Origin of the sequence: Enterococcus sp. CSURQ0835 (assembly GCF_902706605.1) — a bacterium.
In the GTDB taxonomy this organism is placed as follows: domain Bacteria; phylum Bacillota; class Bacilli; order Lactobacillales; family Enterococcaceae; genus Enterococcus_A.
This window is the reverse complement of sequence record NZ_CACSLH010000008.1, coordinates 15,259-38,577: the sequence shown is the minus strand read 5'-3', so window position 1 is coordinate 38,577 and position 23,319 is coordinate 15,259. Positions and strand designations below refer to the sequence as shown.

Annotated in this window: 19 protein-coding genes and 1 tRNA gene; 12 read left to right on the top strand and 8 right to left on the bottom strand. The window is 44.9% G+C overall.

The features are described from left to right. Positions 1-287 precede the first annotated feature (287 nt). Complete coding sequence (locus tag GVJ38_RS05015) at positions 288-491, bottom strand: hypothetical protein (RefSeq protein ID WP_159722083.1); 204 nt, start codon at positions 489-491, stop codon at positions 288-290. 145 nt (positions 492-636) lie between these two features. Here GVJ38_RS05015 and GVJ38_RS05010 point away from each other — a divergent pair, with 145 nt between their 5' ends. Continuing rightward, the gene (locus GVJ38_RS05010) at positions 637-3,267 is read left to right on the top strand and encodes a leucine-rich repeat protein (protein WP_159722082.1); all 2,631 of its coding nucleotides are present in this window, start codon (positions 637-639) and stop codon (positions 3,265-3,267) included. Positions 3,268-3,381: 114 nt separating this feature from the next. On the opposite strand, the gene zwf is transcribed toward GVJ38_RS05010, so the two are convergent. Next, positions 3,382-4,911 (bottom strand): glucose-6-phosphate dehydrogenase, encoded by a 1,530-nt coding sequence (gene zwf / locus GVJ38_RS05005; protein WP_159722081.1) that lies wholly within the window; start codon positions 4,909-4,911, stop codon positions 3,382-3,384. A gap of 113 nt (positions 4,912-5,024) precedes the next feature. Beyond that, a complete protein-coding gene (locus tag GVJ38_RS05000) occupies positions 5,025-5,672 on the bottom strand; it encodes a metal-dependent transcriptional regulator (RefSeq protein WP_159722080.1) in 648 nt (215 codons plus the stop codon). Positions 5,673-5,879: 207 nt separating this feature from the next. On the opposite strand from GVJ38_RS05000, the gene gltB reads away from it, so the two are divergent. Both gltB and GVJ38_RS04990 read left to right on the top strand, forming a co-directional pair. Continuing rightward, positions 5,880-10,367 (top strand): glutamate synthase large subunit, encoded by a 4,488-nt coding sequence (gene gltB / locus GVJ38_RS04995; protein ID WP_159722079.1) that lies wholly within the window; start codon positions 5,880-5,882, stop codon positions 10,365-10,367. After that, on the top strand, positions 10,368-11,801 hold the full coding sequence (locus tag GVJ38_RS04990) for a glutamate synthase subunit beta (RefSeq protein WP_159722078.1): 1,434 nt from the start codon (positions 10,368-10,370) through the stop codon (positions 11,799-11,801). A 108-nt stretch (positions 11,802-11,909) separates the two neighbouring features. Here the strand turns inward: GVJ38_RS04990 and GVJ38_RS04985 are convergent, their stop codons facing one another. Beyond that, entirely contained in the window at positions 11,910-12,281 is a 372-nt protein-coding gene (locus GVJ38_RS04985) for a DUF4828 domain-containing protein (RefSeq protein ID WP_159722077.1), read from the bottom strand. Positions 12,282-12,384: 103 nt separating this feature from the next. Here GVJ38_RS04985 and sfsA point away from each other — a divergent pair, with 103 nt between their 5' ends. The 4 genes from sfsA (at position 12,385) to GVJ38_RS04965 (ending at position 15,453) form a co-directional block, all read left to right on the top strand. Next, complete coding sequence (gene sfsA, locus GVJ38_RS04980) at positions 12,385-13,113, top strand: DNA/RNA nuclease SfsA (RefSeq protein WP_159722076.1); 729 nt, start codon at positions 12,385-12,387, stop codon at positions 13,111-13,113. A gap of 14 nt (positions 13,114-13,127) precedes the next feature. Then, entirely contained in the window at positions 13,128-14,129 is a 1,002-nt protein-coding gene (locus tag GVJ38_RS04975) for a Gfo/Idh/MocA family protein (protein WP_159722075.1), read from the top strand. Between the two features lie 9 nt (positions 14,130-14,138). Then, complete coding sequence (locus GVJ38_RS04970; RefSeq protein WP_159722074.1) at positions 14,139-15,323, top strand: DEAD/DEAH box helicase; 1,185 nt, start codon at positions 14,139-14,141, stop codon at positions 15,321-15,323. A 56-nt stretch (positions 15,324-15,379) separates the two neighbouring features. Next, positions 15,380-15,453: transfer RNA gene (locus GVJ38_RS04965), tRNA-Arg, on the top strand. A gap of 123 nt (positions 15,454-15,576) precedes the next feature. On the opposite strand, the gene GVJ38_RS04960 is transcribed toward GVJ38_RS04965, so the two are convergent. The 4 genes from GVJ38_RS04960 to GVJ38_RS04945 all read right to left on the bottom strand — a co-directional run bounded on the left by GVJ38_RS04960 (position 15,577) and on the right by GVJ38_RS04945 (position 18,475). Beyond that, complete coding sequence (locus GVJ38_RS04960) at positions 15,577-15,852, bottom strand: zinc ribbon domain-containing protein (RefSeq protein ID WP_159722073.1); 276 nt, start codon at positions 15,850-15,852, stop codon at positions 15,577-15,579. Between the two features lie 96 nt (positions 15,853-15,948). Then, positions 15,949-16,584, bottom strand: coding sequence for an endonuclease III domain-containing protein (locus GVJ38_RS04955; protein ID WP_235032816.1), 636 nt, complete (start codon positions 16,582-16,584; stop codon positions 15,949-15,951). Continuing rightward, complete coding sequence (locus GVJ38_RS04950; RefSeq protein ID WP_159722072.1) at positions 16,585-17,820, bottom strand: aminopeptidase; 1,236 nt, start codon at positions 17,818-17,820, stop codon at positions 16,585-16,587. 211 nt (positions 17,821-18,031) lie between these two features. Beyond that, the gene (locus GVJ38_RS04945; protein ID WP_159722071.1) at positions 18,032-18,475 is read right to left on the bottom strand and encodes a flavodoxin; all 444 of its coding nucleotides are present in this window, start codon (positions 18,473-18,475) and stop codon (positions 18,032-18,034) included. A gap of 146 nt (positions 18,476-18,621) precedes the next feature. Here GVJ38_RS04945 and map point away from each other — a divergent pair, with 146 nt between their 5' ends. The 5 genes from map (at position 18,622) to GVJ38_RS04920 (ending at position 23,247) form a co-directional block, all read left to right on the top strand. Further along, positions 18,622-19,386 (top strand): type I methionyl aminopeptidase, encoded by a 765-nt coding sequence (map, locus tag GVJ38_RS04940; RefSeq protein ID WP_159722070.1) that lies wholly within the window; start codon positions 18,622-18,624, stop codon positions 19,384-19,386. A gap of 22 nt (positions 19,387-19,408) precedes the next feature. Beyond that, positions 19,409-20,344, top strand: a complete 936-nt coding sequence (locus tag GVJ38_RS04935; RefSeq protein ID WP_159722069.1) for a YihY/virulence factor BrkB family protein — start codon at positions 19,409-19,411, stop codon at positions 20,342-20,344. A 190-nt stretch (positions 20,345-20,534) separates the two neighbouring features. Next, complete coding sequence (locus tag GVJ38_RS04930) at positions 20,535-21,653, top strand: glycosyltransferase family 4 protein (RefSeq protein WP_159722068.1); 1,119 nt, start codon at positions 20,535-20,537, stop codon at positions 21,651-21,653. An 8-nt stretch (positions 21,654-21,661) separates the two neighbouring features. Next, entirely contained in the window at positions 21,662-22,456 is a 795-nt protein-coding gene (locus GVJ38_RS04925) for a glycosyltransferase (protein ID WP_159722067.1), read from the top strand. A gap of 44 nt (positions 22,457-22,500) precedes the next feature. Continuing rightward, complete coding sequence (locus tag GVJ38_RS04920) at positions 22,501-23,247, top strand: glycosyltransferase family 2 protein (RefSeq protein WP_159722066.1); 747 nt, start codon at positions 22,501-22,503, stop codon at positions 23,245-23,247. The last annotated feature ends 72 nt before the right edge of the window (positions 23,248-23,319 follow it).

Below are 23,319 nucleotides of genomic sequence, written 5' to 3'. Positions count from 1 at the left end.
TTAACTCTTGTTCTGCTTTTTTGCCTATTTCCAATTATAAAAAGTTGGTTGCTAGGAAGGATTTTGTTTTCAGTACCTACAACCTTAAAAATCTGAAAACAAATCGAGCAAAACGAACAGATATACGTTTTTTATGTATAATGAAGTTGTAGGAGTAGGCGTAAAAAGGGGGCGAACTTTTTAGCCAGCGGTTTGACCGCAAAGGGGGAAATTCCCATGGAGAAAAAAATACTCCGATTGCTCCTGTCGCTGTTTTTATGGTGTCTTGTTATTCTGCCAGTGACTGTTCAGGCCAAAATGATTTTGCCAAGTTCAACTGTTTCAAGCATCTTTTCACCGCCAAATGAAAAAACAGTTTCTACAGTACCCTCACCGTTTATAAAAGCAACTCCTTTCCAACCAACATCTTCTTCTAGCAACAATTTAGCACCAAATGAAATAACCTCTTTCGCTCCAACTTCTGCAGATTCATCCCTCAGTGAATCTGTCAATTCAAAGCCTCTTTTCCTGAACAACTCAACAAACCCCAACAATTTAACGAGTCTGACGAAAAATACTTTACCCATTTCGAATGAACCAACGCCAACTGATACGCTACCGCCTAAAAGTGATGCGGAGAGCGCACAAACATTTGAATTGTCACCGGTTACTTACGACGGCCAGAGCGGCTATCAAATCGATGGCTTTGCTGATACGGCGACAGCTGCGGATCGGAAAAATTTAGTCATTCCAGCCAACTATCAGGGATTGCCGATTTTGACTATTAAAGGTGCGCCAGAAGAAAAGTACAGAGAGAGTGCCTTCTATGGTGAAAGTTCCATCAAGACGGTCCAATCCGCACCGAACTCTAGACTGCAACAAATAGGAGTCAATGGATTTAATTCATGTTCGAATTTGCAAAGTGTTGACTTGCCCTCTGTTGTTACATTGGAGAGCTATGCTTTTTCAAGTTGTGAGAAATTAGAACAGCTCAATTTTCCCCAAGTAAGAGCACTTCAGGGATATGTTTTTATAGATGATAAAGCATTGCGCCAAGCCAATTTTCCTCAAGCAGAAGTGCTTGCCGTGCGTGATTTTTCTATGTGCGTAGGCCTCGAAAGTTTGAGTCTGCCAAACGTTAAAAAAATGGGTCAACTTGCATTTGCTCATGACACCGCGTTACAAGAAATTGATCTAAGTGGGTTAACTGTCGAGCTAACACCGTGGGCTTTTTACGATTGCCCGAATTTAAAAGTGATCAAAGCCACCAATTTAGCTAACTTTGACAATTTCAAGCAAGCGGTAAAAACAGCCTATGTTAATGCTAGAGTGCCAGCAACAGCCGTGATCGTCACCCGTGATTACATTGATCCTGCTGTGACGTTTACGTGGCGCGACCCAAAGACGGGCATCCGGCAAACCGGTCTCGGCCAAGTCTATTCTGCGATCCCCATAAGCGAACTAGCCATTAGTTCTGTCAACGATGGGATCCAACTTAAAGCGCCTGTAGATCCTTTGACCGCTGACCTGCAAAAGACGTTCGGCTTTAATTGGCATGCAGACAGTGAGAGCGGACCGGTGGGAAGTTCGCCTAAAGTAGAAGCAGATGGCACGCTACCTGCTCAAACTTATTACGGTGTTTTTCGCCGGCTGAAAAGTGGCGTGGCTGCAGGCGACCTCACCTTAGCAACACCGACCTTGGAATATGACGGACAAGCTCAGTCGGTAACATTACAAACTATTTTATGGAAACCAGCTGACTGGATCACGTTAGGAGAAGGCACTGTGGAATATAAAGCCGCTACTGATCCTGATTTCAATTTGACCCCGCCAAAAAATGCGGGAACCTACCAAGTTGGGGTGTTGTTTGATTCAGATGATCAGCAGAAAAATTTTGTCCAACTGGATCAACTGTTAACTATTACACCTCACAACATTTTACCCGCAGAGATCCAATTTACCGGCACCGACAAAATTTATGACGGAATGCCGGCTGCACACTTGACGGCTAAATTGATCGGCCGCGCGTCATATGTGACCGATGACGTTGGTCTAGTGATCCAATCGGCTAGCTATCGTGATTCGCTGGTCGGGACGGAAAAACCGATCGACTATGCTTGGCAGTTGACGGGGGCTGATAAATCGAATTATATGTTGGCAGATACGGCGCATGTAACAGTCAACGGGACGATCAAGCCAGCTGATGTCAACGTGACGTTTGAAACTGCTGGCCACGGTTTGTTGCAAGGTGCAACGAGTGCTACTGTTCACCGGGGAGAAAAGTTGAGCACACTGCCCACTCCGCTACCCGATCCTGGCTACGCATTTGACCATTGGGAAAAAGCCGGGCAAGTCGTTGATCCGCTTAAAGAAAAATTGACGGCGGACACGATGTATCGCGCCGTGTTTAAAAAATTGCCACCATTTATGTATCAGGTAACGTTTGCCACCGATGGCCACGGTAAATTAAGGAACAACACGCCACTCCAAGTAGCACGCGGTGAAAAATTACCTCAATTGCCGACTCCGATCGCTAATTCTGGTTATGGCTTTAGTCATTGGGAGAAAAATGGTCAATCAGTGGCAAACTTAAAAAATGAGATCGTCACTGGTAACACGACCTACCAAGCGATTTTTAAAAAAGTTTTATCAGCTATTGTGTATCATGCCACATTTAAAGCTGGTGAGCATGGAAGCTTGAGTGGGGATACGCTGGTGGCGGTCAAGCGCGGTGAAAAAATAGCGAGCCTACCGAAACCCGTTGCAGATCCAGGCTATGTTTTTGACCACTGGGAACAAAACGGTCAAACGATCGCACAGCCTAAAGCGCAACGCGTTACTGGTGATCTGACGTATCAAGCGATTTTTCGGAAAGCACCGACTGTTGAAAAAAAGCGGCCATTGTATCGCGTCTACAATCCAAACTCTGGGGAACATTTTTATACGTTGCATGCTGGCGAAAAAAAACAACTAGTTAAATTAGGTTGGCATGACGAAGGAACTATCGGCATGATGGCTTCTAAAGGGACCCCAATTTATCGGTTGTATAACCCAAATGTCGGGGACCATCATTATACTAAACGTGTGGCTGAACGAGATCAGTTAGTCCGTCTCGGCTGGATCGCAGAAGGTATTGCGTTTTATTCAGGTGGGAATAAAAAGATTTATCGGTTGTACAATCCTAATGCTATTACTGGTGCGCACCACTATACTCCGAGCCTCGCAGAAAAAAATTATTTAGTTCGGCTTGGTTGGCGGGATGAGCAAGTAGGATGGTACAGTTATTGATGTTCAAGTTGATCGGTGGAAAGTTTGTTTAGCAGGTTAAAAATAGTCAGAAAAAAAGCGCGAACGATTCCGGTGTCAAACACCAGCGAATCGTTCGCGCTTTTGATTTGAATGTTAGTCTAATTTTCCTCGTTCACGGTACCATTCATCAGGATGCCAGATCCAAGCGTGCCCATTTTTTGCCAGCAAGTCAAAGGCAGCTTGTGGTCCCATCGTGCCTGCATTGTAGTTCGGAAAATGCGGGGTCGTCTTGTCCCACGTTTGGCGAATGCGGTCGACGATCTCCCAGCTTTGAGCCACTTCATCCCAATGCGAGAAATTCGTACCATCACCATTCAACGCATCAAGGATCAATTTTTCATACGCTTCGGGACTGTTTTCGGTCACTTCAGCACTTTGACGGAAATCGAGTTTGACCGGTTCAGGATTGAAGCCTTGGCCGATCTGTTTGCCATTTAAAGTCAGTGAAAAACCTTCTGTCGGCTGGATGTAAATGGTCAAAATATTTTGCGGTAAGTTTTCTTCTGGGATCGTGTCTTCTGCTAAATCGTCATTGGTGAAGCTGAAAACATTCACCGGTACTTGTTTGAAGACGACATTGATCCGAGTCCCTTTTTCAGTCATACGCTTACCGGTACGGATGTAAAAAGGAACACCTGACCAGCGGAAATTATCGATCAAAAATTTTCCGGCGACAAACGTCTCAGTCTCAGAATCTTGCGCGATATTTGGTTCATCGTGGTAAGCGACGAATTCATTTCCGTCGATTTTGCCGGCAGCGTATTGGCCGCGAACAAAATTTTCGCTGACTTCTTCTGGTGTATAGCGGCGAATCGCTTGCAGTGCTTTGATTTTTTCTTGCCGGATGCCTTGATCAGAAAATGAAGTCGGCACTTCCATCGCCAAGAGTGACAAGACTTGCAAAATATGGTTTTGCACCATGTCTTTTAAAGCGCCACTTTCTTCGTAATAGCCGCCGCGTTCTTCTACGCCGATACTTTCGGAAAAGGTGATCTGCACATTATCGATGTAACGATTGTTCCACAGTGATTCAAAAATATTATTCGCGAATCGGACGACGGCGATGTTTTGGATCATTTCTTTTCCTAAGTAGTGATCAATCCGAAAAATATCAGATTCGGGGAAGACTGCGCGGATTTGTTTATTCAAAGTCGTCGCAGATTTTAGATCAAAGCCAAATGGTTTTTCGATCACTAAACGATTGAAGCCATTGTCAGTCAAAATGTGTTGTGATTTCAAATGGTCGACGATCGTACCGAAAAATTGGGGGGCCATCGCTAAATAATACATACGGTTTCCTTGCAATTTGTAGCGGGTATCCAACGTGTCTGCCAAATCTTTCAGCGCGTCATAGTGGCTAGTATCATTGACGTTGTGAGACAAATAATAAAAGTGGCTGGCAAAACTTTCCGCCGCTTCTTCTGATGGATTCAAATCTTGGATCGTTTCTTTGACGACTTGGCGGTAGTGGTCATCACTCCACGGTCTGCGGGCTGTGCCGATGACGGCAAAATGTTCCGCTAAATTACCTTTTTCATATAAACGGAATAAAGAAGGATACAATTTCCGTTTGGCTAAATCTCCGGTTGCCCCGAAGAAAATAAATAAAGCCGGTTGTTCCATAATAGTCGCTCCTTTGCGATTCTCTGTGTGTGCTTTTTATTATTATAGTAGCGTTTTAGTGAAATTCAGTTGTCAGTATTCATTTGAGCGCTAGTCAATCAAGCCTGCCGCACTTATAATTGATCGACAAAAATCGTGCTGGCGGCTTTATAGCTGACGGCGATTTCTTTTTCATCGTTTTTCAAAGTGATGGGACCTTCATAAGCGGCGATCGTTTCAATCACATATTCCTCATGGATCTTGATACCAAGGTCGACTAAATAGTCCAATAATTCTTTTTCATCTAAGACACGAGCGATCCGGATCTTAGTTCCAGCAGGATACTCACTCAATGCTTGACGTTTTTTTTCATGGATCACTTGATCACTTTGGGGAATCATCCCGCCGTGGGGACAGTAGGCCGGATGCCCCAAGTAGTCATCCATTTTTTCTTCCAGCTGATCGGAGGTAACGTGTTCTAATACTTCCGCATCATCGTGGACTTCATTCCAAGAGTAACCGAGGTGGTCGACGAGAAAAACTTCCCATAAGCGATGCTTCCGAACTAAAGTGCTGGCTTTTTTCAATCCGAGCTTGGTCAACTGCACGCCTTGATAAGGGGAGTGTTCCACCAAATCTTCTTTCACGAGTTTGCTGATCATCTCACTGACCGACGCACCGGAAACGGTCAAGCCAGCGACGATCTGTTTGTTAGAGATTTTATTTTCATCGCCGCCTAATTCTAAAATCAATTTTAAATAATCTTCACGATTTGGTGTCATTGCAGTCATCCTTTCACGACTTGGCATATCAGGTTCATCTTAGCAGAAAAATAAAATTATTTCCATTTGTCCGTTTCGTCAGTAAAAGCCGAACGATAACGAAAGTCTTTAAAAGAAATTTCTAAAAAAGATTGATTTGGTTCACTAAAACGATTATTATATTAAAACTAAATAAGAATTGTCAGAAAATTCAAGAGGACTGATAACATGAGGAATAACGATAAATTAAATTCGACGATGTATGAGCCGGCGTTTGAAAAAGACGCATGTGGGATGGGGTTCATCGCCCAAATGAGCGGACAAGTCTCCCATCAGATCGTGAGCTGTGCTTTGACGATGTTAGAGCGGATGAATCACCGAGGAGGAACCGGAGCTGAACCAGATACTGGTGATGGTGCTGGGGTCTTGCTGACATTGCCAGATCGTTTTTTTAGAGCTGAAGCTACTGCCGCGGGAGTGGTTTTGCCACCAAGCGGCGATTATGCGTGTGGTATGTTTTTCTTGCCGCAAGAGACAGAGAAAAAAGCTGGTTTATTAGCGGCATTGAAAACGGAGATCGCCTCGGCTGGCTTTCCTGTTTTATGGATTCGAGAGGTGCCGTTTGCGTTTGAAAATTGTGGTCCTGGTGCGCAAAAAGTGATGCCGAGTTTCGTCCAACTTTTCTTAGGGCGACCAAGTGAAGTAAAACGGGGCCGAGCCTTTGAAGATCAATTGTATCGGTTGCGCCGTCAGATTGAAAAAACGTATCACGCCACTGAACTTTCGATTTGTAGTTTATCTGCTAAGACCGTGGTGTATAAAGGAATGCTGCATGCTTACCAAGTGGGGCTTTTTTATCCAGATCTGCAAGATCCCCGCGTAGAAGCGAGTATCGCCGTCGTCCATTCGCGTTTTTCAACCAATACTTTTCCCAGCTGGGATCGCGCTCAACCGTATCGTTTCTTAGCACATAACGGTGAGATCAACACATTACGCGGAGCAGAAAATTGGATGAAAAGTCACGGGATCGAGATTTATAATGAAGAAAATTCCGATTCAGCAAAATTAGAAAATTGTTTAGAATATTTGTACCGTAATGGCCGCGAGATTCCGCAAGCTTTAATGATGATGGTTCCAGAAGCTTGGTCAAAAGAAGCGAAACTTGCCGATGAGTTGACTGCGTTTAGTGAGTACAATGCTAGTTTTATGGCGCCTTGGGATGGTCCGGCGGCTTTGTGTTTCACTGATGGCGAAATGGTGGGGGCTGCGCTTGACCGCAATGGCTTGCGTCCTTCCCGTTATTCGATCACAAAAGATGGGCTGGTACTGGTTGCTTCTGAATCAGGCGTCATTGATCTCAAGCCAGAAAACGTAATCGAAAAAGGTGTCTTGGGACCAGCGAATATGATCTTAGTGGACACGAAACGCGGAAAATTTTATCGCAACGAAGAAGTCAAAGCAAAATATGCTAAACAATACCCTTATCAAAAATGGTTGCAAGAACATCGGTTGACGTTAGCCGAATTAGTAGCGCCCGTAGCACCTGACAATGATACGATGATGACAAAAACTGATTTACATCAGTTGTGGCAATTGAATGGTTATACTGATGATATGATTCGGGGCGCGATCTTACCGATGGCAGAGCGAGGTGAAGAACCGGTCATCTCGATGGGATTTGATTCTCCGTTAGCTGTCTTAAGTAATAAGCCGCAGTCGTTGTTCACGTATTTCAAACAACAATTCGCCCAAGTGACGAATCCGCCCATCGATGCGATCAGAGAACAACTGGTGATCGGGACGGAACTATTTTTAGGTCGTGATGGCGATATTCGTTACGACAGCGCTGAAAATTGTCAAAAATTAAAAATCGACAGCCCAGTGTTAAGTTCGGCTGACTTTGAAAAAATTCGGACACTCGATCAAGCGCAGCAAAAAGCGGTGACGATCTCAACGCTTTATCACGTGACTGAAAATCACAACCAATTAGAAGAAGCGTTGGAAGTCATTTTCCAGCAAGCTGAAAAAGCGATCGATCAAGGCGCAACGATTGTCATCTTGAGTGATCGTAAGCGCGCAGCCGATCAAATGGCCGCACCGATTTTGTTAGTGGTAGCAGGCTTACACAATCATTTAGTTCGTAAAGGCAAACGTGCGCAAGCCAGTTTTGTGGTGGATGTGGCAGAAGTCTGTGAAGTGCATCATTTTGCTACTTTATTGGGGTATGGTGCTAGCGCGATCCATCCGTATGGTGCCTATGCAACGTTAAGTGACTTTACTGTTGAGCACGGGTTAGAAAATTATCGGAAAGCCGCTGAAAAGGGAATCATCAAAGTCATGTCGCGAATGGGAATCTCGACGATCGCAGGTTACCATAGTGCGCAATTATTTGAAGCAGTGGGGATCAGTCCGGCAGTCACCGAAAAATATTTTACCGGAACTGCTAGTCGGATCGGTGGTTTGACGCTAGCTGAGATCGAACAAGAATACTTAGCTCGTTTCCAACAAGCGACCGGTCAAAAACAGCATGACCCACTTCCGTCAGGCGGGAGTTTCCAATATCGTGCAGAAGGGGAACACCATTTGTACAACCCAACGACCATTTATCAATTCCAACAAGCCGTACGCAGTGGAGATTATGGGTTGTATAAAGAGTACAGCCAAAAAATGGATCACGAAGCATTAAGTGAACCGACGACATTACGTTCATTGTGGGAATTTTCTAGCCAGCGTCCGTCCGTGGCCTTAGCAGAAGTCGAGCCGGTCTCAGCGATCGTTAAACGGTTCAAAGTCGGGGCCATGTCTTATGGTTCGCTGAGTGAAGAAGCCCATAAATGTATTGCCGAAGCGATGAACTCGATCGGCGCTAAATCCAACAGTGGTGAAGGTGGCGAAAATCGCGCGCGTTTCAGACCACAAGCAGACGGCAAAAATTTCAACAGCAAGATCAAACAAGTCGCGTCTGGTCGTTTTGGCGTGAATGCAGAATATTTGATGAGTGCCGAAGAATTACAGATCAAAATGGCTCAAGGTGCAAAACCGGGTGAAGGCGGGCAGTTGCCAGGCAATAAAGTCTTTCCTTGGGTAGCAGAGATCCGAGGTTCAACGCCTGGTGTCCGTTTGATCTCGCCACCGCCGCATCATGATATTTATTCCATCGAAGACTTGGCGCAATTGATCTATGATTTAAAAGCGATCAATCCTTACGCGAAGATCAATGTCAAATTAGTTTCTAGTACAGGTGTTGGCACGATCGCAACCGGCGTAGTTAAAGCCGGCGCGGATATCGTCGTGATCTCAGGTTACGATGGCGGGACGGGTGCTTCCCCGCGAAATTCTGTTCGTGATGCGGGCTTGCCTTGGGAAATGGGCTTGACTGAAGCGCATCAAACACTTTCGATGAATGATTTGCGGCAGCGAATGATTTTAGAAACCGATGGGAAATTGATGACGGGACGTGATGTTGCGATCGCAACGTTATTAGGAGCAGAAGAATATAGTTTTGCTTCACTAGTTTTAGTGGCGATCGGCTGTGTCATGATGCGAGTCTGTAGTTTGAATACGTGTCCAGTCGGAGTCGCGACCCAAAACCCAGCGCTGCGGAAATTTTTCGTCGGCAAGCCGGAACATGTAGTGAATGCGATGACGTTCATCGCTGAAGAACTGCGAGAAATCATGGCGGAACTCGGTTTCCGAAGCATTGATGAGATGGTGGGTCAGACCGAAGCATTGAAGCCGCGCTACATTGCAAAAGGTAAAGCGAAAACGTTGGACTTCACCCGTATCTTGTCTAAAAATATCGGAATAAACCGCAAATGTGTCGATCCATTTTTACCGAAGCGACAATGGCCAGAACTCGATGCGTTTGCTAAAAGTGCTATTGAAAGCGGGCAAATGATCAAGGTAGACAATCGGATCAACAACGTCGATCGTTCCGTGGGTGCAAGGATGGGCGGTTGGATCGCAGAACGGTTTGGAAATGATGTGCTGACTCCGGGACAGATCAACTATCGTTACAGCGGGATCGCCGGCCAAAGTTTTGGCGCTTTTATCCCGCAAGGCTTGGAGCTGCATTTAGAAGGAGAAGCCAATGACTATGTGGCTAAAGGATTGAGTGGTGGCCGGATCGTGATTACGCCACCAGCTGATGCGGGCTATGACGTTGAAGCATCACCGATCGTCGGTAATGTAGCCTGCTTTGGTGCTAGTGGCGGTGAAGGTTATTTCCGCGGGCGCGCCGGTGAACGATTCTGCGTGCGAAACAGTGGTGCTGAGGTCGTTGTGGAAGGCGTTGGCGATCATGGCTGTGAATATATGACTGGCGGTGTGGCCGTGATCTTAGGCTCTACCGGTCGTAATTTTGCCGCGGGGATGTCTGGCGGTGTGGCGTATGTCTATGATCCAGCAGGTGAATTTCCAGCGAAATGTAATTTAGAGATGGTGGAATTGTTTGGGTTAGACGAAGCAGGCGATGACAGTATTTTGAAAGAATTATTGGAGAGACATCTCGTCTTTACAGATTCAAAAAAAGCTGAAGCGATCTTATTGGATTGGGAAACAGCTAAAGAACACTTCGTTAAAGTTTATCCGAAAGAATATCATCACATGCTAGCGGTCACGGCGGAATTAGCGAAAACCGGTTTGACGGGTGAAGCGTTAGTTGAAAAAGCGTTTGCTGAAGTGATCGGCGAACAAGCTGGAAAGGGGCGTAATTAAATGGCAGATCCATTTGGCTTTTTAAAATATGAGCGAAAAGACAATCCTTTTCGACCAGTAGCAGAACGCATCAAAGACTGGGAGGAGTTGCAGATCCCATTAAGCACAGAAGAACGGCAAACCCAAGCTGCTCGATGTATGAACTGCGGCATTCCATTTTGTCAGACCGGTATTTTTTACGGTGGGAAGCGTGCAGTGTCTGGTTGTCCTAATGATAACTTGATTCCAGAGTGGAATGATTTCGTGTACCGCGGTGAGTTTAAAAAAGCGTTTGAACGACTAGCTAAGACGAATCCATTACCGGAAATGACTGGGCGTGTTTGTCCAGCACCGTGTGAAAAAGGCTGCACGGAAGGCTTGAACGGTTCTGGCGTCACGATCCATGACAATGAACGTTTCATCATCGATCACGCGTTTGAAAATGATTGGGTCAAAGCTACCGGCTTGCCAGCTGAACGAACGGATTTTAAAATCGCGATCGTCGGCTCCGGGCCAGCGGGCTTATCAGCTGCTTGGCGTTTGAATCAATTAGGGCATCACGTAACGGTCTTTGAAAAAAGTGATCAAGCAGGTGGCTTGTTGATGTATGGGATTCCTAATATGAAATTAGACAAGCAAGTTGTTATGCGGCGCATTGCGGTGATGGAAGCCGTCGGGATCAAATTTGTTTTGAACACAGAAATCGGCGTGGACATTACAGCGGATGCATTACAAAAAGAATTTGATCGGGTGATCATCGCAGCAGGAGCTAGTGTTCCCCGCGACCTCAATGTTCCAGGGCGTGACGCACGTGGTGTTGTGTTTGCCGTTGATTATTTGACTGACTGTACAAAAGAGGTCCTAGCCGGTGAACGTCACAGCAATCAAAAATTAGCTGGTCAACACGTCATTGTGATCGGCGGTGGTGACACGGGAAATGACTGTCTTGGTTCAGCGGTGCGGCAAGGTGCGGCAAGTGTGACCCAACTTGAGATCACGCCACAACTGCCTAGTGAGCGGACAACTGAAAATCCGTGGCCAGAATACCCAATGGTCGCAAAAATCGGCTATGGTCAAGCAGAAGGAATGTTCACGGGAAATGGGCCATTGACTTACTACACGACTTCGACTACGGAATTTATCACTGAAGACGATCGGATCGTAGGGATTAAAACTGTTCAAGTCGATGGGAAATTTCAAGCGATTCCCGGGACGGAAAAAACATTGAAAGCTGATCTGGTTTTATTAGCGATGGGCTTTACCGGGGTTCAACAATCGTTATTGGAAACTTTTGACGTCCATGAGATTTTTGCCGACTACACGACGGACAATGAAAAAGTTTTGGTTGCCGGTGATGCGAAACGGGGTCCAAGTCTCGTCATTTGGGCGATTCGAGAAGGGCGTAAAGCTGCTGAACAAATCGATCAGCAACTACGAGCATTAGTCTATCAATAAATGATTCAGTCACAAAAAGACCTCCCAGCATTAGACGAATAATCTAATGGTGGGAGGTCGCTTTAGTATAAAAATAAGAGCATAGCTTTAACGAATTCAGTCGCTTCGTTAGCTTTCGATTTCAGTTACGAGCGTGATCGGCATCGTCACATCGTCCGCTTCATCATAGATCGTCGCCGGGAGACCGTTTTCAGTTTGGATCAATAAATGGTAGCCCAGTTGATCTTGGATCGCAAATTTCATTTCGCTAAGTTCGATCAATTGATAAACAACCGCTTTATTATCAATCGTGATTGAAAGATCGGGATAGATCGTCAGTGTGTGTGTCGATTTTTCTTTTGGATATGCAAAGGTCCATGTGCCAACGTAGCGGGCGATCAGATCTTTCGTTTGTTGTTTTTCAGTCGTATGAAGAGCAGTAGTACTGACTGCGCCTAATAAAACGGAGGCACCTAGAAAAAACGGCCATTTTATTTTCATTTTCGGAGCTCCTTTCCCTTGAAATACTTGACTTTACTATATAATAAAGTCAAATGATTTACTATCAGCCTTAAGGACTATTTAACAATTGGAAGTGAAAAAAATGCAGTATGAAGCCAGCCAAATCGCAACTTTTTTAAGCCGACCCAATCGCTTTATTGCTCACTGTGTCTTACGGGACGGACAAGAAGTGATCGCCCATGTCAAAAATACCGGCCGAGGCAAAGAAGTTTTTTTACCCGGAGCTACGGTCGCATTGAACTACCAGGCATCTCCAAAACGTAAAACGGATTACGATCTAGTGGCGATCAAAAAAGGCGCATTGTGGATCAACATTGATTCTCAAATTCCCAATGCATTAGCAGCCGAGAATATTTTGAGCGGAAAAATAAAATTGCCTGGCTTAGCCGGTGCGATCACTGGATTAAAACGCGAGTATACTTACGATCGCTCAAAGTTTGATCTTTATTTTGAAACGGAGCGACAGGAACGCGGTTTTGTCGAAGTCAAAGGCATGACTTTGGAAAATCAATTGATCGGAGCATTCCCTGATGCGCCTACATTGCGGGGCTTGAAACACGTGAATGAGTTGCGACAAGCACAAGCAGAAGGCTACAAAAATTATTTGTTGTTCATCGTACAATTTGAACCGATCACGCTTGCGACGATCAATCAAACGATGCAGCCGACATTGCAAACAGCGATCACAAAAGCTGAACAAGACGGCGTGACCGTTTTAGCGTATAATTGTCATGTAACGGCAGATAGTATCACAGTCAAAGGCGCAGTGCCTTTTGTCTTGGACTATCCCTTTAACGATCCCAATCAATGAAAGGTGGAACAGTTATGATCAACTTAGGAATTATCGGGACCAACTGGATCACAGATCAATTCGTGCAAGCCGCACTGGAAACGGGGCGCTATGAATTAGCTGCGGTATATTCAAGAAAATTAGCAACAGCGCAAAAGTTCGGTGAAAAATACGGTGACGTCGAATACGCGACAGACTTGGAAACTTTTTTCAAGCTCGCACATGTCGATACGGTTTACATCGCGTCCCCCAATAGTTTACACTTTGAACAAGCAAAACAAGCGATCGAAGCTGGAAAAAATGTTATCGTAGAAAAGCCCGCCTTTTCAACGCCAAAAGAAATGGATACGATCATCGAGCTCGTGAATCAAAAACGTGTCTTTTTCTTTGAAGCGGCCCGCAACATCCATGAACAAGCGTTTAAAAAAATTGACGACTTTTTACCATTAAAAGATCGGATCATCGGGGCGGATTTTAGTTTTATGAAATATTCTTCGCGCTATGATCTTGTGTTAGCAGGTGAAGAGCCCAACATTTTCTCGCCGCATTTTTCTGGTGGCGCGTTAGTTGATCTTGGCGTCTATCCGATCTATGCCGCTGTCGCTTGGTTTGGCATGCCTAAAGAGTCGTTGTACTTTGGTCGGTTATTGCCAACTGGTGTCGACGGGATGGGAACCGGCGTCTTGCGGTATGAAGATTTTGACGTGACGATCCGGACGGGCAAAATCGGCGACAGCTACCAACCGTCTGAGATCTATTTTGATTTTGGAACGTTGACGCTAGATGCGATCAATTCCATCAGTGAAGCGACGTTCCATAATCGGGAAGCCGGTCGTAGTGAAAAAATGGCCATCCATGCGTTAGAAAATCCGATGGTGGAAGAAGCAAGAGATTTTGCCAATGTGATTGAACACCCGGATGACAAAAATTTAGGCTTGTTATACGAAGAATGGGTGGAACTGGCCCGCAACGTCAATCAAGTCGTGTACGATATGCGAAAAAATGCCGGTGTCGTTTTTGACGCCGACGAGAAATAGAGGAAAATTATGCCGAAATTAGCACCATTTTTACAAACGAACTGGGAACAAGCTGGTTTTACCAAGCCAGCATTGATCCAAGAAAAAGTTTTCGAACCGATCACCACGGGAAAAAGTTTGGTCGGTGTGGCGCCGACGGGTAGTGGAAAAACATTGGCGTATTTGTTACCGTTGTTGAATCGGTTAACAGTAGGTGAGCCAAGTCAAGTGTTGATTTTGACTTCCTCACAAGAACTAGCCATGCAAGTCGTTGAAGTCGCCCGCACGTGGCTTATGGGGTCAGGGATGAAAGTCCAAGCGTTGATCGGCGGCGCTAATGTCAAACGTCAACAAGAAGGATTGAAGAAAAAACCCGAACTGCTAGTTGGAACACCTGGTCGAGTGTTGGAATTATTGAAAAGTAAAAAAATCAAAGCCCCGAATATCCAAACGATCGTCTTTGATGAAGTCGACCAATTGTTAGGCAGTCAAGAATTGATCGGCGGGATCTTGCAAAGCACGTTGAAGGATACGCAACATTTGTATTTTTCAGCCACCGCTGATCATGTCTTAGCACAGTTGCAGGCGTTAGAGCCAGAACTTGTGGTCGTCGATGTCAGTCAAGAAGACGATAGTCAAGGTGAGGTCGCCCATTATTATGTCGAAGTTTCACAACGTAAAAAAGTCGATACTTTGCGCCGTTTATTAAACATGGACAGTTTTTGGGGAATGATTTTTTTCAATCAAGTTGCCGATCTTGGCGCGGCGGAACAAAAATTAGCTTTTCACGGCTTACCGATCGCTAGTTTAGCTTCTGATGAATCAAAAGCGTTACGGAAATTAGCGATCGATCAATTTAAAAAGCGGCATGCACAAGGATTGTTGACAACGGATCTAGCGAGTCGCGGGTTAGACATCGCAGATCTGCCCTTTGTCGTCAATGCGGATTTTCCCCAGACAGCTGATAGTTACACGCATCGTGCTGGCCGCGTTGGACGAATGGGCAAAGCTGGCACTGTGATCTCATTGTTAGCGCCTCATGAAGTGAAAGCCGCCCAGAAAGAAACGCGTAAACTGGGGATCGAGTTGCAGGAGATCTTTTTACACGGTGGTGAAATCGTCAGCGAACTACCAGCAAAAGAAAGCCAGCCAAAACCCAAGAAAAAGATTTCGAAAAGCAAACCGGCTAAAAAGCAAACTCGTCGGAAAAAATGATGTTTGTTTTTTCTGCTTGCGTAAATTTTATGAAATAGCTAGAATAAAGAAGAGTTGTTCCTGTAGCTCAGTAGGATAGAGCGATCGCCTCCTAAGCGATAGGCCGCTGGTTCGATTCCAGTCAGGAACGTTACCGATCTTCTGCTAGTTTAAAAGCCTCTCGCCTTGCTGGAAAGTTGCGCAAGGTGAGAGGCTTTTTTAGTTGAGTTGCTTTTAGTTAGCCGAGCAATCTTGCTGTTGACACGTGTCTAGTTTATTTTTGCCACCGTTTCAATTGCGGGAAAAATTCTTTCATCATTTGTTCGGCTTGGGCTTCGGTTTGACCCATCTGTTCTAAAACGCCGCCTTCTTTCATGTGTTTCAAACTGATGGCGAGCATCTCATCCATCGAGACATCTTCGGTAAATTCACCAGCTTGATAACAGTACGTACAATATTCTGGAGTTTTACTACCGTCTTTTTCGGTTCCATACAGGCTTTCATCCGGCAACAGCATGCCACAACTTTGACAAAAATTCATTTCTTCCATCGAATCACTCCCTTTATTTTCAGTATAACAAAAGTAACCGCTAACAAAAAGTGTGGACTAATGTTGAGTGAGCAAAAATAGAGAGCAGGCGCTGATTTATAGCCTGCTCTCTAATTGGTCGCCCGCTAAAAAGCTGTCGGCAAACGATTTAGTTTTAAAATAAAGTTTCCCAAACTCATCGATCAAACCGTGAAACTCTTGGGCTTGGGCTAAGGTCAACTCAACTGAAACTTGCTGCTGCAAGTGATGATAATTTTTACTGACCACACCTAAAGCCGCAAATAATTTTTGAGCATAGCGATCGGCGACAAAGACCGGAACATCAAAAACATACAGGAGCAAAACGTCCGCGGTCTCTTCACCGATACCATGTAGAGCCAGCAATTTTTTTCGTAAATCAGGACCAAATGTCTGGCGGAGCTTAGTAAAATCAAAGTCATATGTGGCAAGCAGCTGGAATAATTCTTTGATCGCCCGACTTTTAGTTTGATAAAAGCCGCTGGGACGGATCAGCTCGATCAGTTCAAGTTGAGACAACGCCGCAACTTTTTCACCTTCAAAGTTGGTCACGGGTTTTAAATTTTCTAGCGACTTGTCAACATTTGCCCAGGCGGTGTTTTGGACTAAAATCGCGCCGAGGCAGATCTCGATTTTATTTTCGGCCGGCCACCAACCTTGCGGCCCCATGTGGGCGAACATTTTTTCATACAACTGAGAGACGGTCAGTTTCACTTAAGCCCAGTCACCGTTTCGAAAAATCGGCACGCGGCTCCCGTCTTCTCGAATGCCGTCGATGTTCATCTCAGCTGAGCCGACCATGAAGTCGACATGGGTTTGACTGCTGTTTAAGCCGGCTTGTTTTAATTCTTCTGGTGTCATCTCGGTGCCGCCTTCGATACTAAATGGATAAGCTGCGCCTAATGCTAAGTGATTCGAAGCATTTTCATCAAACAAAGTGTTGAAAAAAGTGATCCCCGATTGTGAGATGGGGGAAGGATCGGGAACGAGAGCGACCTCACCTAAGTGGCGCGCCCCTTCATCGATGTCTAACAGCGAGGCTAGGACTTCTTGGCCTTCTTTAGCAGAAAAATCAACGACTTTCCCTGCTTTAAAGGTAAATTTCATATCGATCAAAGTCGTGCCGGCATAGCTCAATGGTTTTGTGCTGACGATCGTGCCATCGACCCGATTGCGATCAGGTGCAGTGAAGACTTCTTCAGTCGGCATGTTCGCCATAAATTCATTACCATCGGCCGCAAAACTCCCAGCGCCTTCCCACAAATGATTTTTCGGCAACCCGATTGTGATGTCCGTTCCAGGCGCAGTGTAGTGCAGGGCAGAAAATTGTTCTTGGTTCAATTTAGCTGCTTGCTCGCGCATCTTTTGATCGTGGACTTGCCAAGCTTTGACAGGATCTGCTTGATCGATCCGAGTCGTTTTGAAAATTTCTTCCCAAAGTGCATCCACTTGTGCTTCAGTGGAATCTAATTCAGGGAAAACTTTTTTCGCCCAAGCAGGACTAGCCGCTGCTACGACTGTCCAGCGTAATTTGTTGGATTGGGTTGCTTCCATGACGGGTTGCAAGGCTTTGCCGCGTGCTTGTTGATAAGTTGCCACCCGCTTAGCATCGACTGCTTTTAACGCATCTGGATCTTGGGAGACGATACTGATCCGCGTCACACGTTCTTTAGCAAAGGTTTCAGCTTCTAATTTTTTATATTCAGGGATCTCCGTCAAATATTTTTCAGCAGCCTGACTTAAAAATTCTTTTTGGATCAGATCATCATTCCACTGCACGATGACTTGGCCGGCACCTAATTGATAAGCTTCTTGGGTAACCAAACGAGCTAGTGGTGCTTGGTCGACGCTGGCGTAGACGACGACAGTATCAGCTGGTTGGACATTGACCCCGACTTTTACGATCAGATGCGCATATTTTTTTAATTTTTCTTGGAAATCTTTCACCATTAAAAATCCCTCCAATTCATTTTCTCCATAGTACCATGCCGATTTGGTGAAAACAAAAGAAGCGGACTACTCACGCGTACTTGCACTTCACAAAAAAATCGCCTTACGTTTGTTACGCAAGGCGATTGACGATCATAAATCAAATTGGCAAGGACAAAAAATAAATTGCTCGTTCCTAGTTCAAAGTTCCCTGCAAAAAGGGTCGCTTGTTTTATGAAGCAGCGGTTACGAGCTTTTTGGCAAACGCTTCTAAGTTTTCGATGTCTTCTTCTTCGGCGGCCATTTCGACTTTCACACTTTCGGCACCTTTAGTGGCTCCGGTTTTCAAAAAGGCTGCTTCAAAGTCATCGACTGATTTGCAGTAGTAATCGTAAAACGTATCACCTGATCCGCAGACTCCAAAGATTTTACCAGAAAGATCCAGCTCTTGTAGATCTTCATAAAAGTCAACGATCTCATCAGGCAGGTCGCCGTCACCGTAAGTATAAGTCGCTACGACACAAATGTCAGCTGCTTCAAAGTCGGCTGCATCGACTTGCGTACATTCATCGATCTCAACTTCTAACTCTAAATCTTCCAACGCTTCAGCCACGATGTCGGCGATCTCTTCGGTATTACCGGTCATGCTGGCATAAACGATTTTTGCTAATGTCAAAAGAAATTCCTCCTCCTTAAATCTTTGTTTCACTAGCTGATTATAGCAAAAGACTTTTTAAAATAAAATCCTCAAGGGACTGATTTGTTCAGTAAAAAGGACTATGGTAAAATAAATTATGAGAAATAAAGGAGACGAATGAGAATATGATCACATTAAAATCACCTCGCGAGATCGAAATGATGAAAGAATCTGGTGCGTTATTAGCCGATGTTCATCGTCACTTGCGTGAATTTATCAAACCCGGCATTTCAAGTTGGGACATTGAAGTCTTTGTCCGCGACTTTATCGAAAGCCATGGCGGTAAAGCCGCTCAAATCGGTTATGAAGGGTACAAGTATGCAACGTGTTGCAGCATCAATTCAGAGATCTGTCACGGCTTCCCCCGCAAAAAACCATTGAAAGATGGTGATTTGATCAAAGTCGATCTGTGTGTCGAATACAAAGGCGCGATGTCTGACTCTTGTTGGGCCTATGCAGTCGGGCAAGTCACACCTGAGATCGAAAAATTGATGGCGGTAACCAAAAAGGCGTTGTACCTTGGGATCGAACAAGCGCAAGTCGGCAAACGGATCGGCGACATCGGTCATGCGATCCAAACGTATGCAGAAGGAGAAGGTTTTTCCGTTGTTCGTGATTTTATCGGTCACGGGATCGGGCCGACGATCCATGAAGAACCTGCTGTGCCTCATTACGGTGAAGCCGGCAAAGGGTTGCGTTTGCGAGAAGGCATGGTCATCACGATCGAACCGATGATCAATACGGGTGATTGGAAAATGAAAATGGACCCGAACGGCTGGACGGCCTACACGCACGATGGTGGCATCAGCTGTCAATATGAACATACATTAGCGATCACGAAAAATGGTCCAGAGCTATTGACTTCACAAGGGAAAGAAGGAACTTATTAACTCATAGATGGAGAGGATGCGGATGGATTCGCTCAAAAAAATTTTAAAAAATGAAAAGCTGAATCGTTTTTTGACCCCGTTTAAAAAACACTTGGCAAAAACTGAGATCGGGGATCAAAGTGTTGTGGTCGCCTACTACTTATTATTGTCGATTTTTCCTTTACTGATCGCAGTGGGCAACATTTTACCTTTTATCAACGTCACGCCCCAGACCGTCTTGCCGTATGTCAAAGAAGTGTTGCCGGGGCAGATCTATAGCTTTTTAGGTCCAGCGATCAAAAATTTGTTGACTAGTAATTCAGGCGGCATGTTATCCATTTCGTTGCTTGCCGCGATTTGGTCCGCCAGTAAAGGGGTCAACGCGATCCAAAAAGCATTGGATCGTGCGTATGGCGTGGAAAGCAGTAACAGTATGTTAGGGCGCGTCGCTTCAGCCGGCATGGTGGGCGCTTTGATGTTAGGGATCATCGCCGTTGCGATCGTCTTTAGTGTCGGGCAAGTGGTGTTAGAATTTTTGCAGCCGATCTTTAATTTTTCACCGAAGATCGTGACCGTCTTTCTAACGTTACGCTGGCCGATCATCATTCTCGCGTTTTTAGCAATTTTATCGGCGATGTATAAAGCCTTGCCGAATGCTAAAATCAAATGGCGGTCAACGCTTCCAGGTACGCTGTTTGCGACGATCGGTTGGATGGCCTTAGCACAAGGTTTTGGTTTTTATGCGCGCACGTTTGCCAAAAGTGTCTCTGGTTATCAAATCATCGGAAGTTTTATCGTGTTGATGTTTTGGTTGAATTTTACGGCGATGATCTTGATCTTTGGCGGTGTTTTAAACGTTACGATCGAAGAATATCGAACCGGCAAACAATTTGAAGCTAAAGAAAGTCGCTTTGATGCCTTCGTGAAAAAAAAGTTGGCCCAACGCAAAGCTAAAAAACAGTCGAATGAACTGGACTGACTTTTTGCAAGCTAAGTCACGGATCAAAAAGGGCGTGTGCCTAAGCTAGCTTACCGAGTTTATTTCAGTTTTCTTTACCACCAGCGACTTGTAAACATTCCAAGTTTCGTTATAATGATTTTGAGTCATTGCATGAAATGCAATAGTTTGGGTGAGCTGTCTGTCAGCTCAAAACGAGGAGGAAATAAGTGTGCTGGTTTCATTTGGGATCGTGATCAAATACTTTTTGACGTTTGTCTTAGCCTTGATCTTAACGCCCATCTTTAAGATTGTTTCGGTCCAGTTAGGGTTAGTGGATAATCCAAACGCGCGGCGGATCAACAAAGTTCCGATGCCAAGCGCCGGCGGGTTACCGATTTTTATTGCGTTTGCGACTTCGACATTGTTGTTTTTCCATAATTTGATCCCCCGCAGTTACGTGGTACCGATCTTATTAGGCGGTAGCGTGATCGTGATTACGGGCTTGTTAGATGATAAATTTGAATTGACACCAAAACAAAAAAGTTTGGGAATTTTACTTGCTGCATTAGTGATTTATTTTGGTTCAGGCATCCGCTTTAATTTTTTGACGGTGCCGATCTTTGGCCACATTACGTTAGGCTGGTTGAGTTTTCCGGCGACACTTTTTTGGATCTACGGCATCACCAATGCAGTCAATCTGATCGATGGCTTAGATGGTTTAGCCGCGGGCGTCTCGATGATCGGACTGGCGACGATCGGCGTCATCGGGTATTTTTTCTTACACGCATCCACGACGTATATTTCATTAACGATTTTTTGTTTAGTCGCTAGTATTATGGGCTTTTTTCCCTATAATTTTTATCCGGCCAAGATTTATCTCGGGGATACCGGCGCGCTGTTTTTAGGTTTTATGATCGCAGTGCTTTCGTTAGAAGGTTTGAAAAATGTAACGTTCATCACACTCGTTACGCCGCTGATCATTTTAGGAGTTCCCGTGACCGACACCTTTTTTGCGATGGTCCGGCGTAAATCGAATCACATGCCGATCTCCAGTGCGGACAAGCAACATTTGCACCATCGGTTATTGAATCTTGGGTTCACCCATCGTGGGGCGGTCTTAACGATTTATGCGATCGCCGTTTTATTTTCGTTTACTGCACTTTTATTGAATTATACGAGTACGATTGGGACCATCGTGTTGATCGTTTCGATGGGATTAGCCATTACATTTTTACTGGAACTGATCGGTTTGATCGGCGAAAAACACAGTTATATCACAAAGACGTTCCATTTTTTTGGGAATAAAGAATATCGCGATCAAGTGATCAAGAAATTTTTGAAGAAATGAGTGCCAATATGGAAAAATCAGAACCGGTCATCATCAGCATCGTCACCCACAACAGTGACAAACTTTTTATGAGTCTTGCGACCTTGATCGAGTCTTTAGGTGAAGAAGCGAACGTCTTGATCAAGATCTTTGATAATCATTCTGATGAAGAGTATCGCAAGCGCCTAAAAGAATACGCGACTATACCCTTTGTGGAGGTAGTGTTCCATCCTGCCAACAAAGGGTTTGGTTTTGGTCACAATCAAAATCTGTTAACCGCTTCAGAACGTTACGGGATCATTTTCAATCCAGATATCTTATTAAAAGAAGAAGTCATCACTAAGTTAGTGTTGTTATTGAAGCTGCATCCCGAATGTAGCATGGTCGCCCCCAAGATTTTGAATCAAGATGGCTCGACGCAGTATTTGATCCGTCAACGCTTGAGTGTGTTTGATTATGCGTTGCGTTTCATTCCGTTTAAATTCGTCAAAAAAATGTTTGCCAAACGTTTAGCTCGTTTTGAATGTCGTGATTTGCCAGATGATCGTGACAGTTACGTGCGAATGATCTCGGGTAGCTTCATGGTAGTGGATCTAGCAGCGTTTCGGGAACTAGACGGGTTTGACGAACGCTATTTCATGTATTTTGAAGACAACGATCTGTGTTTTAAAATGGAAGCGGCCGGGCATAAGATCTTATACACACCGCGCTATCAAGTCACGCATTTATATGAGCGTGGGGCAGTGAAAAACCGCAAACTTTTTTTGACTTTCCTGCAGTCGATGGGAAAATTTTTTCATAAATGGGGCTGGCATTGGTTTTGATTTCGTTGGCTCGACGTACTAAGCTTTAGGAGGCAAGAGCAGCGATGGAGGACACGAAACGAAAATTGACGGTCTCCGTATGTATGGCGACGTATAACGGAAAAAAATTTATCGATCAGCAATTAGACAGCATCTTAAATCAATTACAAGCAACCGATGAACTGATCATTTCAGACGATCATTCCAGTGATGGCACGTGGGAATTGTTGCAAAACTATCAGACAAATGATCCGCGGATCAAATTATTTCAAAATCCTCAGCAAGGCATTCGGACCAATGTCGAAAATGCCATCTTACATAGTCAAAACGAGATTATTTTTTTAAGTGATCAAGATGATGTGTGGCAGCCGGAAAAAGTCGCGACGATCGTCACCTTGTTTACGCAGCAGCCCCGAACACAAGTCATCATCTCTGATTTGGTGATCGTGGACGATCAATTGAAACCGCTGGAAGCTTCCTATCAAAAATTTCGACGGACTCGCAGCGGGTTTTGGCCCAATTTATTACGCAGCAGTTATATTGGCGCTGGGATGGCTTTTCGAGCGGAACTAAAGAAAATGATCTTGCCGATCCCAGAAAAAGTTCCGATGCATGATATGTGGATCGGGCTGTTGGCTGACCGGCAAAAAAAAGTTCAGTTCATCGCGGCACCGCTTGTTTTATACCGGCGCCATGCGTTGAATGCGTCAGAGATCGCGACGACTTCAAGTCGCTGGCAACAGTTTAAATGGCGGTTTCACGCTTATCAAGAAGTACGCAAACGCGAGCGGGAATTTCGAAAGAATTCCTAAAGGGTCTTATCCTGTTTACCAACATACGGTATAATAATTTCGTATGGATTCAAATAAAAGTTAGGAGCGAGG